The 16,302-nt window shown below is 71.0% G+C and carries 14 protein-coding genes and 1 tRNA gene; 13 read left to right on the top strand and 2 right to left on the bottom strand.

Annotated features, from left to right (window positions below; all coding sequences use genetic code 11):
* Positions 1-9: 9 nt before the first annotated feature.
* From TU30_RS17470 to glmS, 10 genes are all read left to right on the top strand, one after another.
* On the top strand, positions 10-393 hold the full coding sequence (locus TU30_RS17470; RefSeq protein ID WP_158719334.1) for a hypothetical protein: 384 nt from the start codon (positions 10-12) through the stop codon (positions 391-393).
* A gap of 15 nt (positions 394-408) precedes the next feature.
* Positions 409-1,092 (top strand): hypothetical protein, encoded by a 684-nt coding sequence (locus tag TU30_RS17475; RefSeq protein WP_042170996.1) that lies wholly within the window; start codon positions 409-411, stop codon positions 1,090-1,092.
* Between the two features lie 132 nt (positions 1,093-1,224).
* Positions 1,225-2,274 (top strand): ABC transporter substrate-binding protein, encoded by a 1,050-nt coding sequence (locus TU30_RS17480; protein WP_042170998.1) that lies wholly within the window; start codon positions 1,225-1,227, stop codon positions 2,272-2,274.
* 512 nt (positions 2,275-2,786) lie between these two features.
* On the top strand, positions 2,787-4,232 hold the full coding sequence (desA, locus tag TU30_RS17485; RefSeq protein ID WP_042171002.1) for a lysine decarboxylase DesA: 1,446 nt from the start codon (positions 2,787-2,789) through the stop codon (positions 4,230-4,232).
* Positions 4,213-5,508: a lysine N(6)-hydroxylase/L-ornithine N(5)-oxygenase family protein gene (locus TU30_RS17490; RefSeq protein WP_042171006.1), complete on the top strand. Its 1,296-nt coding sequence runs from the start codon at positions 4,213-4,215 to the stop codon at positions 5,506-5,508. Before desA ends, TU30_RS17490 begins: the two co-directional genes overlap by 20 nt.
* Positions 5,505-6,071 carry a GNAT family N-acetyltransferase gene (locus TU30_RS17495; RefSeq protein ID WP_042171009.1) on the top strand — a complete coding sequence of 189 codons (567 nt, stop codon included), beginning with the start codon at positions 5,505-5,507 and terminating at the stop codon, positions 6,069-6,071. The genes TU30_RS17490 and TU30_RS17495 overlap by 4 nt, the downstream gene beginning before the upstream one ends.
* Entirely contained in the window at positions 6,068-7,882 is a 1,815-nt protein-coding gene (locus tag TU30_RS17500) for an IucA/IucC family siderophore biosynthesis protein (protein WP_042171012.1), read from the top strand. The genes TU30_RS17495 and TU30_RS17500 overlap by 4 nt, the downstream gene beginning before the upstream one ends.
* A 113-nt stretch (positions 7,883-7,995) precedes the next feature.
* A complete protein-coding gene (locus TU30_RS17505; RefSeq protein ID WP_042171014.1) occupies positions 7,996-8,886 on the top strand; it encodes a DUF4429 domain-containing protein in 891 nt (296 codons plus the stop codon).
* 121 nt (positions 8,887-9,007) lie between these two features.
* Positions 9,008-9,265: a hypothetical protein gene (locus TU30_RS17510; protein WP_042171016.1), complete on the top strand. Its 258-nt coding sequence runs from the start codon at positions 9,008-9,010 to the stop codon at positions 9,263-9,265.
* 13 nt (positions 9,266-9,278) lie between these two features.
* Positions 9,279-11,096: a glutamine--fructose-6-phosphate transaminase (isomerizing) gene (glmS, locus tag TU30_RS17515; protein ID WP_042171019.1), complete on the top strand. Its 1,818-nt coding sequence runs from the start codon at positions 9,279-9,281 to the stop codon at positions 11,094-11,096.
* A 110-nt stretch (positions 11,097-11,206) separates the two neighbouring features.
* On the opposite strand, the gene TU30_RS17520 is transcribed toward glmS, so the two are convergent.
* Positions 11,207-11,749: a universal stress protein gene (locus TU30_RS17520; protein WP_042171022.1), complete on the bottom strand. Its 543-nt coding sequence runs from the start codon at positions 11,747-11,749 to the stop codon at positions 11,207-11,209.
* An 838-nt stretch (positions 11,750-12,587) separates the two neighbouring features.
* Between TU30_RS17520 and TU30_RS17525 the strand changes: the two genes are divergently transcribed.
* The 3 genes from TU30_RS17525 to TU30_RS17535 all read left to right on the top strand — a co-directional run bounded on the left by TU30_RS17525 (position 12,588) and on the right by TU30_RS17535 (position 14,830).
* Positions 12,588-13,889: a helix-turn-helix domain-containing protein gene (locus tag TU30_RS17525; RefSeq protein ID WP_042171024.1), complete on the top strand. Its 1,302-nt coding sequence runs from the start codon at positions 12,588-12,590 to the stop codon at positions 13,887-13,889.
* 168 nt (positions 13,890-14,057) lie between these two features.
* On the top strand, positions 14,058-14,660 hold the full coding sequence (gene orn, locus TU30_RS17530; RefSeq protein ID WP_042171025.1) for an oligoribonuclease: 603 nt from the start codon (positions 14,058-14,060) through the stop codon (positions 14,658-14,660).
* A gap of 97 nt (positions 14,661-14,757) precedes the next feature.
* Positions 14,758-14,830 (top strand) — tRNA-His (locus tag TU30_RS17535).
* Between the two features lie 107 nt (positions 14,831-14,937).
* Here the strand turns inward: TU30_RS17535 and TU30_RS17540 are convergent.
* On the bottom strand, positions 14,938-15,993 hold the full coding sequence (locus TU30_RS17540; protein WP_042171028.1) for a LacI family DNA-binding transcriptional regulator: 1,056 nt from the start codon (positions 15,991-15,993) through the stop codon (positions 14,938-14,940).
* Positions 15,994-16,302: the final 309 nt, after the last annotated feature.

A 16,302-nucleotide genomic window follows, 5' to 3' on the forward strand; every position in this document is an offset into this window, starting at 1 on the left:
GTGACGACGATGCACGAACAGGCCGGCGGGAGACCGGCAGGACGTCCGTACACACGGTTCCTCGTCCCGGCGGGCGTCAACCTGCTGTTCGGCATCCCCGCCATGATCCCGCTCCATTCGGCCTGGCTGCTGCTCACCAGGTACCGGTCGTGTGCGCTGGACACCGCCGGGTTCGGTCTCACCCACTGCGGTGACGTCACCGTCATCGAGGGCGCCAGCTGGGCAAGGGCCGGTCTGCTGGTGGTCGGCGGGCTCGGGCTGCTGCTGGTCGTCCTTGTGGACGTGCTGTTCCCCGCCGCCACGGGGCGTCCATGGCGGCGCTGGCTCGCCGCCTCACTCGTCATTCCCCTTCCCTACCTGCTCGCCGTGATCACATTCGCGGTCCTCGACTGAAGGAACCGATCAGCCATGACGCAGAAGAGCGTCCCCCGGCGTGCAGTGCTCAAGCGGGTCGCCGGGGCAGGCGCGGGCACCGCTCTGCTATCGGCCTCCGGTGGCCTGCCGGTTCCCGCCCACGCCGCGGAGGCGGGGGACGGCGCCGGACGGCCGGCCGAGGTGTCCGGCGCGCATCCGGTGTCCCGCAACGGCTGGGCGCTGGCCGACGAGGTCGACGTCGGGCAGGGCGTGTGGTCGCGGCCGGTGTCCGGCACCGGCTTCGCCCTCGACACCCGACTCGGTGCCGTGGAGACGGTGCTCGTGCACATCGTGCGGCGCCGGCACTACGAGATCGAGACGCTGCGCGAGGGCGAGGTGGCCGGATGGCGCCCCATCGGGGAACTCGACGCCGACGGCCCCGAGTCGAACCAGGCCTCCGGCACCGCTGTCGCCATCCGGCCCGACGCCTACGTGAAGGGTGTCGCGGGCGGACTGACCAGGACGCAGCGCAAGACGGTCGACAGCATCCTGGAGGACTGCGGCAGCGTCATACGCTGGGGCGGCCGCGACCGAACGCCGTACGAAGCCCTGTTCTACATCGACGTCCCCCCGAGCAAGGAGGAGAGGCGTCCCGCCGGTCATCCCGTGGAAAAGCTGGCCGACACACTGCGCAGATGGAACCGGACCCCCGGTGTGGGAGCGGGGTCCGCCGCGTAACAGCCGTGCGGAGGCGAGGGCCGACCCGGAACCCCTTGGCCAACATTTCAGGTTAGGCTAACCTAATCACGCTTCCGGCCACCCTCGCCGGCGCGCCTCCAGGGCTTCTTACGCACGAAAGCGGACCCACTCATGTCGAACGCCAGAACCGCCCGCTTGCCTCGTCGCGGCATCCTCGCCGCCGGTGGCGCCCTCGGACTCGGTGCCGTGCTCGCGGCCTGCGGGGGCGGCGACGCGAAAAGCGGCGGCTCGGACTCGACCGGGGCCGCCGAGCCGGAGTCCGGTCCCTGGTCCTTCAAGGACGACCGCGGCACCACCGTGGAACTCGACAAGGTCCCCACGAACATCGCCGCGTTCACCGGCGTGGCCGCCGCCCTGTACGACTACGGCATCGAGGTCGAGGGCGTCTTCGGCCCGACCAGGACGACGGCCGGCAAGGCCGACGTCCAGGCCGGGGACATGGACGTCAGCAAGCTGACGATCTTCGGCAACAAGTTCGACAGCTTCAACGTCGAGCAGTACGCGGCCTTCCGGCCCGAGGTGCTCATCAGCACGACGTTCGACGACGCCGGCTCCCTCTGGTACGTCCCCGAAGCCTCCAAGGAGAAGATCGCCAAGCTCGCCCCGAGCGTGGCCGTCTCCGTCTACGACCGCCAGATGCCCGAGCCACTGCAGCGGATGGCCGAACTGGCCGAGTCGCTGGGCGCCGATATGAAGGCCGCGAAGGTCGTCGAGGCGAAGAAGGACTTCGAGGCCGCCGCCGAGCGGCTGCGCAAGGCGGCCAAGGCCCGTCCGGAGATCAAGGTGCTGGCCGGCTCCGCCGCGCCGGACGTCTTCTACGTCTCCGGTTCGAACTACTCCATCGACCTGGAGTACTTCAAGGCCCTCGGCGTGAACATCGTGGAGCCCCCGGAGGAGGCCAAGAAGGCGACCGGCGGCTGGTTCGAAACCCTGAGCTGGGAAAACGTCGACACGTACCCGGCCGACGTCATCATCATGGACGACCGCGCCTCGACCATCCAGCCCGCCGACATCACCGAGGGCACCTGGAAGAAGCTCCCCGCGGTCAAGGCCGGCCAGGTCATCTCCCGCTCCCCCGAGCCGATCCTGTCCTACGACAAGTGCACCCCGCTGCTCGACAACCTCGCCGAGGCCATCGAGAAGGCCAAGAAGGTCAGCTGACCCCTTCCGTCCCCTCCGCCACCGGAGCCGTACGTGACCCCTGCCGCAGCCGCCCCGCTCCGCCCCTCCTTCCTCCAGGTCGCCGGAACGGGGCGGCTCGGTCCGTCCCCGGTCCGGGTCGCCTCCACCGGGGCCGGGGCAGGAGGAGCCGGACGCGGCGACAGGGCCGGTGTGAACTCCCCGCCGGCGCCGGCGCGGTGACGCGGTCGCCCGCCCCGCGGGAGCCGCGCACGGACGCCGGGCGGCACCACCGGGGCCGGCACCGGCTTCGTGCCGCCCGGCGTCGGCCCGGGGGCCGGTGCCGCGACCCGACGGCGGAACAGCCGCACGGAGAGCGTCGGCGGCATGTCCGGCCGGCCCCCGTCCCACACCTCGTGACGCAGTGATGACGGTCACGGCGGTCACAGGAATGAAACGCAGACAGTTAGGTTAGGCTCACCTAAGAAAAAGGGCCGCACCGCGGCGCGCCCGCTCCCTCCCCGCACCGGACCGTCCCCACCGGAGGCCCCCACATGCGCTCGCACCTGCTCAACGACACCACCGCGGAGCACTATCGCCGCTCCGTGACCGAAGGAGTCGAGCGGGTGGCAGCCAAACTCGCCACCACAGAACGTCCGTTCACCGGCGTCACGGTCGACGCCCTCGCACCCGCCGTCGAGCGGATCGATCTCGACCGGCCGCTGCACGACACCACCGCGGCACTGGACGAACTGGAGGACGTCTACCTCCGGGACGCGATCTACTTCCACCACCCCCGCTACCTCGCCCACCTCAACTGCCCGGTCGTCATCCCGGCCGTGCTCGGCGAGGCCGTGCTCTCCGCCGTCAACTCCTCCCTGGACACCTGGGACCAGTCGGCCGGCGGCACTCTCATCGAGCGGAAACTGATCGACTGGACCGCCGCCCGGATCGGCCTCGGCGCCGCCGCCGACGGGGTGTTCACCTCCGGCGGCACCCAGTCCAACCTCCAGGCCCTGCTGCTGGCCCGCGAGGAGGCGAAGACCCGTGACCTCGGGAAACTGCGCGTCTTCAGCTCCGAGGTCAGCCACTTCAGCGTGCAGAAGTCCGCGAAGCTGCTCGGCCTCGGACCGGACGCCGTGGTGTCGATCCCCGTCGACCACGACAAGCGGATGCAGACCGTGGCCCTCGCCCGCGAACTGGCGCGCTGCGCCGAGGACGGGCAGGTCCCCATGGCCGTCGTCGCCACCGCCGGCAGCACCGACTTCGGCTCCATCGACCCGCTGCCCGAGATCGCCGGACTGTGCGCGCAGTACGGCGTCTGGATGCACGTGGACGCGGCGTACGGCTGCGGGCTGCTCGCCTCGCTGAAGCACCGGGACCGCATCGACGGCATCGAGCACGCGGACTCGGTCACCGTCGACTACCACAAGTCCTTCTTCCAGCCGGTGAGTTCGTCCGCCGTGCTGGTGCGTGACGGGGCCACGCTGCGGCACGCCACCTACCACGCGGAGTACCTCAACCCGCGCCGCATGGTGACCGAGCGCATCCCCAACCAGGTCGACAAGTCCCTGCAGACCACCCGCCGTTTCGACGCGCTGAAGCTGTGGATGACGCTGCGTGTGATGGGTGCCGACGGCATCGGCCGGCTCTTCGACGAGGTCTGCGACCTGGCCCAGGACGGCTGGCGGCTGCTCGCCGCCGACCCGCGCTTCGACGTGGTCGTCGAGCCGTCGCTGTCCACGCTCGTCTTCCGGTACGTACCGGCCGCCGTCACCGACCCCTCGAGCATCGACCGGGCCAACCTCTACGCCCGCAAGGCCCTGTTCGCCTCCGGTGACGCGGTCGTCGCGGGCACCAAGGTCGCGGGGCGCCACTACCTGAAATTCACCCTGCTGAACCCCGAGACCACGACGGCCGACATCACCGCCGTCCTCGACCTGATCGCCGGCCACGCCGAGCAGTACCTGGGAGAGTCCCTTGACCGCGTCGCATCCTGAAGCCCCGGACACCGCCTACGACTTCGTGGGAATCGGTCTCGGCCCCTTCAACCTCGGCCTCGCCTGCCTCACCGAACCCATCAGCGAACTCAGCGGCGTCTTCCTGGAGTCCAAGCCGGACTTCGAGTGGCACGCCGGGATGTTCCTCGACGGCGCCCACCTCCAGACGCCGTTCATGTCGGACCTGGTCACCCTCGCCGACCCGACGTCCCCGTACTCCTTCCTCAACTACCTGAAGGAGAAGGGCCGACTGTACCCGTTCTACATCCGCGAGAACTTCTACCCGCTGCGCGTCGAGTACGACGACTACTGCCGCTGGGCCGCCTCGCAGCTGAGCAGTATCCGCTTCTCCACCACCGTCACCGAGGTGACGTACGACGAGGCGGCCGGGCTGTACGCCGTACGGACTTCGGCGGGCGACACCTACCGTGCCCGGCGGCTGGTGCTCGGCACCGGAACCGTGCCGTTCGTGCCCGAGGTGTGCCGGGACCTGGACGGCGGCCTGTTCCACACCTCGCAGTACATGCACCGCAAGGCGGAGCTGCAGGAGAAGGAGTCGATCACGATCGTCGGCAGCGGGCAGAGCGCCGCCGAGATCTACTACGAACTCCTCTCCGAGATCGACGCCCACGGCTACCGGCTCAACTGGGTCACGCGCTCCCCGCGGTTCTTCCCGCTGGAGTACACCAAGCTGACCCTGGAGATGACGTCCCCGGACTACATCGACTACTTCCGCGCGCTGCCCGAGGAGACCCGCTACCGGCTGGAGAAGCAGCAGAAGGGTCTGTTCAAGGGCATCAACTCGGAGCTGATCGACGCGATCTTCGACCTGCTGTACCAGAAGAACGTCAGCGGCGGCGGCCGGCCCGTCCCCACCCGGCTGCTCACCAACTCCACGCTGACCGCCGCGCGTCACGAGAACGGCGGGTACACGCTCGGCTTCCACCAGGACGAGCAGGACAAGGACTACGAGATCCGCACCGAGGGCCTGGTGCTGGCCACCGGCTACCACTACGAACCGCCGGCCTTCCTCGACCCGGTCCGCGCACGCCTCCGCTTCGACGCCCACGGCCGGTTCGACGTGACCCGCGACTACGCCGTCGACGTCACCGGCCGGGGCGTCTTCCTGCAGAACGCGGGCGTCCACACGCACAGCGTCACCAGCCCCGACCTGGGCATGGGCCCCTACCGCAACAGTTGCATCATCCGGGAGCTGCTCGGCACCGAGTACTACCCCGTCGAGAAGTCCGTCGCCTTCCAGGAGTTCACGGCATGAGCATCACCGAGACCGGCCTGCGGACCGCGCTGGGCACCTTCGGGGTCCGCCCGCTGGACCCGCCGAAGGACGCCGGGCTGCTGCACGCGTGGGTCACCCACCCCAAGGCGGCCTTCTGGATGATGCAGGACGCGAGACCGGAGGACGTCGAGCGCGAGTACCTGCGGATCGCGGCCGACGAGCACCACCACGCCCTGCTGGGCCTGCACGACGGCGTCCCCGCCTTCCTGATGGAGACGTACGACCCCGCGCACCGTGAGCTGACCGGGCTGTACGAGCCGGAGCCCGGCGACGTCGGCATGCACTTCCTGGTCGCGCCGGCCGGCACCCCGCTGCACGGCTTCACCCGGGCCGTGATCACCGCCGTCCTCGCGCACATCTTCGACGACCCGGCGGCCCTGCGGGTCGTCGTCGAACCGGACGTGTCCAACAAGGCGGTCCAGGCCCTGAACGAGGCCGTCGGCTTCGTTCCCGTACGCGAGATCGACAAGCCGGAGAAGAAGGCGTTGCTGAGCTTCTGCACCCGTCAACAGTTCGCCGCGGCCACGGGGGTGAGCGTATGAGCCCCGCCGGCACGAGCCGCAACGGCACGAGCCTCGCCGGCGCCGTGGACCATCTGACCCCCGAGCGCTGGGAGACGGCCAACCGCCTGCTGATCCGCAAGGCGCTCGCGGAGTTCTCCCACGAGCGGCTGCTCACCCCGGAGCCCGCGGGCCCGGACACGGGAACGGACGCGTACGTCGTCCGCAGTGACGACGGGCTGACCGAGTACCGCTTCACCGCCGTCCGCCGCGCCCTGGACCACTGGCAGGTCGCCTCCGGCTCGATCACCCGGCACCGCGGCGGAACCGAACTCCCGCTCGCCGCGCTGGACTTCTTCGTCGAACTGCAGAAGTCGCTGGGGCTGAGCGACGAGGTCCTGCCGGTGTACCTGGAGGAGATCTCCTCCACCCTCTCCGGCACCTGCTACAAGCTCGCCAAGCCCGCCGTCACCTCGGCCGAGCTGGTGGACGCCGGTTTCCAGGCCGTCGAGACCGGCATGACCGAGGGCCATCCCTGCTTCGTCGCCAACAACGGGCGGCTCGGCTTCGGCATCCACGAGTACCGGGCCTACGCGCCGGAGACGGCGAACCCGGTGCGGCTGGTGTGGCTGGCCGCGCACCGCTCACGGGCGGCGTTCACCGCCGGCGTCGGCGTCGAGTACGAGTCGTTCCTGCGGCAGGAGCTGGGCGGGGACACCGTCGGGCGCTTCCACCGCACGCTCACGGAGCAGGGGCTCGACCCGGCCGACTACCTCCTCATTCCCGTCCACCCCTGGCAGTGGTGGAACAAGCTCACCGTCACCTTCGCCGCCGAGGTCGCCCGCCGCCACCTGGTGTGCCTGGGCGAGGGCGACGACGAGTACCTGGCCCAGCAGTCCATCCGCACCTTCTTCAACCGGTCGAACCCTCAAAAGCACTATGTGAAGACGGCCCTGTCCGTCCTCAACATGGGCTTCATGCGCGGACTTTCGGCCGCGTACATGGAGGCCACACCGGCGATCAACGACTGGCTGGCCCAGCTGATCGAGAACGACCCGGTGCTGCGGTCGACCGGGCTGACGATCATCCGGGAGCGGGCGGCGGTCGGCTACCGGCACCTGGAGTACGAGAAGGCCACCGACCGCTACTCGCCGTACCGCAAGATGCTGGCCGCGCTGTGGCGGGAGAGCCCGGTGCCGTCGCTGCGCCGGGGCGAGTCCCTCGCCACGATGGCCTCCCTGCTCCACGTGGACCACGAGGGGGCGTCCTTCGCGGGCGCGCTGATCGAGCGGTCCGGGCTCACCCCCGTCCAGTGGCTGCGGCACTACCTGCGCGCCTACTACACGCCGTTGCTGCACAGCTTCTACGCCTACGACCTGGTGTACATGCCGCACGGCGAGAACGTGATCCTCGTGCTCGAGGACGGGGTGGTGCGGCGCGCGGTCTACAAGGACATCGCCGAGGAGATCGCGGTGATGGACCCGGACGCGGTACTGCCGCCGGAGGTCTCCCGCATCCGCGTGGAGGTGCCGGAGGACAGGAAGCTGCTGTCGATCCTCACGGACGTCTTCGACTGCTTCTTCCGTTTCCTGGCCGCCGACCTCGCCACCGAGGGCGTCCTCACCGAGGACGACTTCTGGCGGACGGTCGCGGAGATCACCCGCGAGTACCAGGCGTCGGTGCCCGAACTCGGCGACAGGTTCGCCCAGTACGACATGTTCGCCCCCGAGTTCGCGCTGTCCTGCCTCAACCGGCTCCAACTGCGCGACAACAGGCAGATGGTGGACCTCACGGACCCGTCCGGCGCGCTCCAGCTGGTCGGCACCCTGAAGAACCCCCTCGCCGGCTTCTGACCCACGGACGGGCGGGCATCCCCACGTACGGTCCTGCGGGATGCCCGTCGCCGGCCCGCCCCGCTCGTCATGTACAGACCACCCGTCCGCGGATCCGGTGGAACAATCACCCCATGGCGGAAATCATCCAGAAGGACGGAACCTGGGTCCACGACGGGAACACCCTGCGGCTGACGCCCGGCCGGGACAAGAACGTCGGGCTGCTCCGCCGGACCCTGGGCGAACTGACGGTCCCCCTGCAGGCGTTGGCGGGCATCTCCTTCGAACAGGGCAGAAAGGCGGGGCGGCTCAGGCTGCGGCTGCGCGAGGGCGCCGACCCCCTGCTCCAGGCGACCGGCGGCCGGCTCACCGAGCCGCACGACCCGTACCGGCTGACCGTGGACTCCGACCGGTACGGCGTCGCCGAGTACTTCACGGACGAGGTCCGCAACGCCCTGCTGCTCGACCAGGTGCCGTCCGACCCGGTCTCCGGCTATCTGCTGCCCGGCCCGTCCGTGCCGCTGTCGGTCGCCGCCGGGGACGGCTCGGCGAGCTTCGACGGGGAGCAGATCCGCCTGGAGTGGAACTGGAAGACGGAGGACGCCAAGTCCGCCGCCGGCACCCGTACCCTCGCGCTGGCCGACATCACCGCCGTGGAGTGGCAGCCGGCGGCCGGGCTGGAGAACGGCCACCTGCGGTTCGTCGTGCGCCACGCGCCCACCAAGGCGCCGGCGAAGTACGACCCCAACGCGGTGGAGCTGTGGGGGTTCAAGAAGGACCCCCTGATGGCGCTCGTCGCCGCCGCCGTGCAGGCCCGCCTGCCGCACCCCGCCGCCTCGGCCCTCGCCGGGAGCGAACGCCCGGCACCACCGAAGACCCCGGCCGCGGGTGCCCCGGCCGCCCGCGAGGACGACCACGACGCGCTGCTGCGCCGGCTGCGCGAACTGGGCGAACTGCACCGCGCCGGGATCCTGACGGACGAGGAGTTCACCCTGGCCAAACAGGCGGTCCTCAAGCGCATGTAGCCCGGCCGCACACCGGGTCGCGTGCCCGTCCGTCGCACCCGACCCTCACCCCGCCTCGCCTCCCTGCCCGAAATCGGGCAGGATTCTTGCGTGAACCCCTCCCTTGCTCCAGGATCATCGAGTGCACGACGAACTCGTTGATCATCTGACGCGGTCCTCGCCCCTCAGCCGGGGCGAGGCGCTGCGGGTGATCCAGGACGTGCTCGCCTACTTCGACGAGACGACCGAGGACTTCGTCCGTCGCCGCCACCGCGAGCTCCAGGCCCAGGGCCTGGTGAACGCGACGATCTTCGAACGGATCGAGGCGGACCTCAGATACCGCGCCGTGGCCCCGCCCGAGCTCTCGCTCCGGCAGCTGCGGCGCATCGTCTACGGCTAGGAAAACACCACACATGTGCGGAATCGTCGGATACATCGGCAGGCGTGAGGTCGCCCCTCTGCTGCTCGAGGGCCTGCAGCGCCTGGAGTACCGGGGCTACGACTCGGCGGGCATCGCCGTCACGTCCCCGAAGGCGGCCGGCCTGAAGACGGTCAAGGCCAAGGGCCGGGTGCGCGACCTGGAGGCGAAGGTCCCGGCGCGCTTCAAGGGCACCACGGGCATCGCCCACACCCGCTGGGCCACCCACGGCGCCCCGTCCGACGTGAACGCGCACCCGCACCTGGACGCCGGGGGCAGGGTCGCCGTCGTCCACAACGGCATCATCGACAACGCCGGTGAGCTGCGCCGCAAACTGGAGGCGGACGGCGTCGAGTTCCTCTCCGAGACGGACACCGAGGTCCTCACCCACCTGATCGCCCGCTCGCAGGCCGTCAAGCTGGAGGACAAGGTCCGCGAGACGGTGCGGATCATCGAGGGCACCTACGGCATCGCCGTGCTGCACGCCGACTTCCCGGACCGCATCGTGGTGGCCCGCAACGGCTCCCCCGTGGTGCTCGGCATCGGCGAGAAGGAGATGTTCGTCGCCTCGGACATAGCCGCCCTGGTCGCGCACACCCGGCAGATCGTCACCCTCGACGACGGCGAGATGGCCACCCTCAAGGCCGACGACTTCCGCACGTACACCACCGAGGGCACCCGCACCACGGCCGAGCCGACCACCGTGGAGTGGGAGGCGGCCTCGTACGACATGGGCGGCCACGACACGTACATGCACAAGGAGATCCACGAGCAGGCCGAGGCCGTGGACCGGGTGCTGCGGGGCCGGATCGACGACCGCTTCTCCACCGTGCGCCTCGGCGGCCTGAACCTGGACGCGCGGGAGGCCCGCCAGATCCGCCGGGTGAAGATCCTCGGCTGCGGCACCTCGTACCACGCGGGCATGATCGGCGCCCAGATGATCGAGGAGCTGGCCCGCATCCCGGCCGACGCCGAGCCGGCCTCCGAGTTCCGCTACCGCAACGCGGTCGTCGACCCCGACACGCTGTACGTCGCGGTGTCCCAGTCCGGTGAGACGTACGACGTGCTGGCGGCGGTGCAGGAGCTGAAGCGCAAGGGCGCGCGGGTGCTGGGCGTGGTGAACGTCGTCGGTTCGGCGATCGCCCGTGAGGCGGACGGCGGCATGTACGTGCACGCCGGGCCCGAGGTGTGCGTGGTGTCCACCAAGTGCTTCACCAACACCACGGTCGCCTTCGCCCTCCTCGCCCTGCACCTGGGCCGTACCCGCGACCTGTCGGTGAGCGACGGCAAGCGGATCATCGAGGGGCTGCGCAGGCTCCCGGGACAGATCTCCGAGATCCTGGAGCAGGAGGAGGACATCAGGAAGCTGGCCCTGCAGTACGCCGAGGCCCGCTCGATGCTCTTCATCGGCCGCGTGCGGGGCTACCCGGTGGCCCGCGAGGCGTCCCTGAAGCTGAAGGAGGTCTCCTACATCCACGCGGAGGCCTACCCGGCGTCCGAGCTCAAGCACGGTCCGCTGGCCCTGATCGAGCCCGCGCTGCCGACCGTCGCGATCGTCCCCGACGACGATCTGCTGGAGAAGAACCGCGCGGCCCTGGAGGAGATCAAGGCCCGCAGCGGCCGGATCATGGCCGTCGCCCACCGGGAGCAGGAGAAGGCCGACCACACGGTCGTCGTCCCGAAGAACGAGGACGAGCTGGACCCCATCCTCATGGGCATCCCGCTCCAGCTCCTCGCCTACCACACGGCGTTGGCCCTGGGCCGGGACATCGACAAGCCGCGCAACCTCGCCAAGTCGGTCACCGTCGAGTAGTCGGTCACCGTAGGGCGGTCGGTCGGCGTCGGGCGGTCGCGCGGCCGGCCGGCTCCTGACGGCATGCACACCCGCGGGGGGCGGGGCAGGCACCTGCCCCGCCCCCCTCGTCAGGGAATGACCACGACCGGGCGCTGGGCCCGCTTGGCGAGGCGGCCGGCGACGGAGCCGAAGAGCCGGCCGACGAGGCCGTGGGTGGAGCCGACGACGATCGCGTCGGCCTCGTACTCCCGGCCGACCTCCTCGAGTTCGTGGCAGATGTCGCCGCCGCGCTCGACCAGGATCCAGGGCACCTCGGTGAGGTGGTCCGCGCAGGCGAGCTCGAGGCCGAGGACCTCGGTGCGGTGGTCGGGCACGTCGACGAAGACCGGGGGTTCGCAGCCCGCCCACACCGTGGTCGGGAGCCGGTTGGCGACGTGGACGATGATCAGCGCGGAACCGGAACGCCGGGCCATGCCGATCGCGTACGCGAGGGCGCGCTCACTGGAGGTGGAGCCGTCGAAACCGACGACGACGCCGTGCCGGAACGCCGGATCGCACGGCTGGCGCGACTGAGCGGCGCCCAGGGGCTCGGCCCCCACCGGCTCGGCGGCCGTGGGGTCGGCGAGGGGTCGCTTGCGGTCCGCGGGTTCGAAGAATTCGTGACCGGCCATGGCTGTCTCGGCGTTGTGATCCTTGTCAGGAGGGACGACAGGCTGCGTCGGAGCTGTGTCCGGGAATCATCTTCCCAACCCCATACCCCCAAGGGTACGGCGGTACGCCTCCTTCGCGCAGATCCCGTCCGCACGGGCCGACGGGTATCCCGGAGCATGCCCGAGCGGGTACCCGTCACGCAATGGTTGCTGCGCTGTACAGGCGGTTTGCGCGGGGCGGGCCCAGCCGCGAGAGTGGGGCGCGCCGGGACGCCGGCCCCGGCGGCGCGGTGACCGAGGCGCCGCCCGCGCGTTGAACCCCGTGTGCCGCGCCGCACGGAGCGCCCCCGCGTCCGGCCGCGGAGCCGGCCCACCGCACCGAACGCCCCGCCCGCCGCGCCTCCCCGCCCGAACCCGAAGGGGCCTCGCGGCGGCCCCGCCGGACCGTCCGGGACCCGGCGGAGAGACACCGGTCGCCTGACCGGTTTCCGCGCACGCGGACGCATGTTTTCAGCCAACTTCCGCAACCTGTGCATCAACGGGTGCGACCACCCCCCAACCCCCGTTCGACCTGCACGGAAAGGGTCCGGGGGACCCCGGGCACCCTACGGGGATTGGCCACTGCGACAAGGCGCACTTCCCGACACGGCCCACGAGTGCAACCCTTCGTGATCGAATGCTTCACGCCAAGTTGCCAAGTCGACAATCCGCCGGGGGTCGAACTGGCCACCCGGGCACGACGGGACACAGTAGATTCGATCTTGACTGTCTTACGGCGGGGGACTCGTGCAGGACCGAGGGGAAACGTGCAGGTGCGACACAACCGAGGAGCCGCGACCACCGAGGGGGGCTTAGCAGTATGAGCCACGACTCCACTGCCGCGCCGGAAACCGCGGCCCGGAAACTCGCCGGGCGACGCCGCAAGGAGATCGTCGCGGTGCTGCTGTTCAGCGGCGGCCCCATCTTCGAGAGTTCCATACCGCTGTCGGTGTTCGGGATCGACCGCCAGGACGCCGGCGTACCGCGCTACCGCCTGCTGGTGAGTGCCGGCGAGGAGGGCCCGCTGCGGACCACGGGGGGTCTCGAACTCACCGCGCCGCACGGTCTGGAGGCGATCGCGCGGGCGGGCACCGTCGTCGTGCCCGCCTGGCGTTCGATCACCTCGCCGCCGCCCCAGGAGGCGCTCGAGGCGCTGCGCCGGGCCCACGAGGAAGGCGCCCGCATCGTCGGGCTGTGCACCGGCGCCTTCGTGCTCGCGGCGGCAGGCCTGCTGGACGGCCGTCCGGCGACCACCCACTGGATGTACGCGCCGACGCTGGCGAAACGCTATCCGTCGGTGCACGTCGATCCGCGGGAACTCTTCGTGGACGACGGCGACGTGCTGACCTCCGCCGGTACGGCGGCCGGAATCGATCTGTGCCTGCACGTCGTGCGCACGGATCACGGCAACGAGGCGGCGGGCGCGCTCGCCCGGCGTCTGGTCGTCCCGCCGCGCCGGACGGGTGGTCAGGAACGCTATCTGGACAGGTCTTTACCCGAGGAGATCGGCGCCGACCCGCTCGCCGAGGTCGTCGCCTGGGCACTGGAGCACCTCCACGAACAGTTCGACGTGGAGACGCTGGCGGCACGCGCGTACATGAGCCGTCGTACGTTCGACCGCCGTTTCCGCTCACTGACCGGCAGCGCGCCGCTGCAGTGGCTGATCACGCAGCGGGTGCTGCAGGCCCAGCGCCTGCTGGAGACGTCGGACTACTCGGTGGACGAGGTCGCGGGCCGCTGCGGCTTCCGCTCACCGGTCGCGCTGCGGGGCCACTTCCGGCGTCAGCTGGGTTCGTCCCCGGCCGCCTACCGGGCCGCGTACCGCGCGCGGCGCCCCCAGGCGGAACGGCACCAGGGATCCGACGGCCTCCCGAACACCCCGGGGGCCGTCCCGTCCGGGCCGGCGCACCAGCACGGGCACCCGGGCCATCCCGGCCAGGCGCCCGCCGCCCTGCACCCGGACACCCCGGTGCCGCACCAGTCGCGGCGCACGGCGGCCGCGAACTCCCTGGGTGGTCCGCCACTGGCGGCGTCGGCCTCCTCGGGAGACCCGGCCCGTGAGCCCCGCGAGGCCTATGCCCAGGCCCGGGCGAGCGTGCCGGGCCAGCGCAGCGCGCCGTGAGGCGGAGCTGAGCCGAGCATGAGAGGCGGGCGGGCCCGGAGCAGGGCCCGCGGCAGGCGGCAGTCCGCGCCACGGGCCGGAGGCGGAAGTCTCCGGCCCGTGCTGCTGCCCCGGCCGGGCCGCCCCCGCCGGGCCCTCTGCGCTCTCTCACGCCGTAAGGTTAGACATATGAACGATCGCATGGTGTGGATCGACTGCGAGATGACCGGCCTCTCGCTGTCCGACGACGCGCTCATCGAAGTGGCCGCCCTCGTCACCGACTCCGAGCTGAACGTGCTCGGCGACGGTGTCGACATCGTCATCCGCCCGCCGGACGGGGCGCTGGAGACGATGCCGGAGGTGGTGCGTCAGATGCACACCGCGTCCGGACTGCTCGACGAGCTGGCGGACGGCACGACGCTCGAGGACGCCGAGAGGCGCGTCCTCGCGTACGTGAAGGAGCACGTCAAGGAGCCCGGCAGGGCCCCCCTGTGCGGCAACTCCGTCGGCACGGACCGCGGGTTCCTGCTGCGGGACATGCCCGCTCTCGAGAACTACCTGCACTACCGCATCGTCGACGTGTCCAGCATCAAGGAACTGTCGCGCCGCTGGTACCCGAGGGCGTACTTCAACAGCCCCGAGAAGAACGGCAACCACCGCGCGCTGGCCGACATCCGCGAGTCCATCGCGGAGCTGCGCTACTACCGCGAGGCCGTCTTCGTCCCCCAGCCGGGCCCCGACTCGGACACCGCGAAGAAGCTCGCCGCGAAGCACGTCCTGCCTGCACCGTAGGCACGCCGCGAAACCCTGGCGCGAGCACCCCTTCGGACCCTGTACACTTTTTCTCGGCCGGTCGGAAAGGACCAAGTCCGCACCGATGACGGCCATGGTGGGTGTAGCTCAGCTGGTAGAGCACCTGGTTGTGGTCCAGGATGCCGCGGGTTCAAGTCCCGTCACTCACCCTCGACGCGAAAGAGGCCCCCTCGGGGGCCTCTTTCGCGTGGGAAGAGGACCGGCATGCCCCGCGGGGGCACGCCGGTGCACGCGCGGGGGCGGCCGGCCCCCGGCGCTACGACGACGCGCGCGCCACCAGCTCCGTGGCCAGGACCACCTGGCGCCGGTCCAGTTCCCGGGAGGCGGGCGGGCGGCGGTCGGCGACCTCGGCGAGGAGGAGGTCGATCATCCTGCGGCCCATCTCCTCGATGGGCTGGCGCACGCTGGTCAGCGGCGGGTCCATGTGGCGGGCGATGGCGGAGTCGTCGTAGCCGACCAGGGCCACGTCGTCGGGGATGCGGCGGCCCGCCTCCCGCAGGGCGTGCCGGGCGCCCGCGGCGGTGACGTCGGAGGCGGCGAGGACCGCGTCCAGGTCCGGGCGGCGCTCCAGCAGCGCCGCCATCGCGCGCCGGCCGCCCTCCTCGGAGAAGTCGCCCGACTCGATCAGCAGGTCGTCCTCGGGGTGGCCCGCGTCGCGCAGGGCGTCGCGGTAGCCGTCGGTGCGCCGCTGCGCGCCGTACACGTCGAGGCGGCCGGTGATGTGGGCGATGCGGTGCCGGCCCCGGCCGATGAGGTGCTCGACGGCCTGCCGGGCACCGCCGTAGTTGTCGGAGTCGACCGAGGTCAGCGTCTCCGCGGCGGACCTCGGGCCGCTGATCACCGCCGGGATCTCCAGCTGGGCGAGCATGTCGGGCAGCGGGTCGTGGGCGTGCACGGAGACCAGCAGCACGCCGTCCACCCGGTGCGCGGCCAGGTAGTCGGCGAGGCGCTGCCGCTCCCGGGCGCTGCCCGCGAAGATCAGCAGCAGCTGCATCCGGGTGTCGGAGAGCGCCGCCCCCACGCCGCGCAGCATGTCCGAGAAGTACGGTTCGGCGAAGAACCGGGTCTCCGGCTCGGGCACGACCAGCGCTATCGCGTCGGTGCGGTTGGCCGCCAGGGCGCGGGCGGCCGTGTTCGGGACGTAGCCGAGCTCCGCCACGGCGGCCTCCACGGCGGCGCGGGTGGCGTCACTCACCCGGGGTGAACCGTTGATCACCCGGGAGACGGTGCCCCGGCCGACACCGGCGCGCACCGCCACCTCTTCGAGGGTGGGGCGGCCGCCACTGCGGCTCCGCGCTCCGCGGCTTGCCATGTACGCCCCGCCTTCCGTCGTATGTCACGCTGGCCTGGAATCTAACAGCCCCGTGAGCGGCGGCCACCCCGTCAGGAGTACCGTCCCGGGCCCCGGGCCCGTCCGTCGGCGAGCTTCGGGCCTCCAGTTAACAGCCCGATAACTGAACACATCTCACCGCGTCTGCTCCCTTGACACCCCCGCCCGGACCCGCAACCCTTCAACACATCACTTGTGGGAGCGCTCCCACAGTACCTGACACATACACAACCCGCACGTTCCCCGCCCGAGCCGCAGCACGAAAACGGGCCCAACAACGCCGTTGGCCGG

It is taken from the genome of Streptomyces sp. NBRC 110035, assembly GCF_000829695.1.
Taxonomy (GTDB): Bacteria; Actinomycetota; Actinomycetes; order Streptomycetales; family Streptomycetaceae; genus Streptomyces.

What these genes read in the sequence shown, in the direction of transcription:
- TU30_RS17470 (WP_158719334.1), top strand. Translation starts at nt 10, where the DNA reads ATGCACGAACAGGCCGGCGGGAGACCGGCAGGACGTCCGTACACACGG.
- TU30_RS17475 (WP_042170996.1), top strand. Translation starts at nt 409, where the DNA reads ATGACGCAGAAGAGCGTCCCCCGGCGTGCAGTGCTCAAGCGGGTCGCC.
- TU30_RS17480 (WP_042170998.1), top strand. Translation starts at nt 1,225, where the DNA reads ATGTCGAACGCCAGAACCGCCCGCTTGCCTCGTCGCGGCATCCTCGCC.
- desA (WP_042171002.1), top strand. Translation starts at nt 2,787, where the DNA reads ATGCGCTCGCACCTGCTCAACGACACCACCGCGGAGCACTATCGCCGC.
- TU30_RS17495 (WP_042171009.1), top strand. Translation starts at nt 5,505, where the DNA reads ATGAGCATCACCGAGACCGGCCTGCGGACCGCGCTGGGCACCTTCGGG.
- TU30_RS17500 (WP_042171012.1), top strand. Translation starts at nt 6,068, where the DNA reads ATGAGCCCCGCCGGCACGAGCCGCAACGGCACGAGCCTCGCCGGCGCC.
- TU30_RS17505 (WP_042171014.1), top strand. Translation starts at nt 7,996, where the DNA reads ATGGCGGAAATCATCCAGAAGGACGGAACCTGGGTCCACGACGGGAAC.
- glmS (WP_042171019.1), top strand. Translation starts at nt 9,279, where the DNA reads ATGTGCGGAATCGTCGGATACATCGGCAGGCGTGAGGTCGCCCCTCTG.
- TU30_RS17520 (WP_042171022.1), bottom strand. Translation starts at nt 11,749, where the DNA reads ATGGCCGGTCACGAATTCTTCGAACCCGCGGACCGCAAGCGACCCCTC.
- TU30_RS17525 (WP_042171024.1), top strand. Translation starts at nt 12,588, where the DNA reads ATGAGCCACGACTCCACTGCCGCGCCGGAAACCGCGGCCCGGAAACTC.
- orn (WP_042171025.1), top strand. Translation starts at nt 14,058, where the DNA reads ATGAACGATCGCATGGTGTGGATCGACTGCGAGATGACCGGCCTCTCG.
- TU30_RS17540 (WP_042171028.1), bottom strand. Translation starts at nt 15,993, where the DNA reads ATGGCAAGCCGCGGAGCGCGGAGCCGCAGTGGCGGCCGCCCCACCCTC.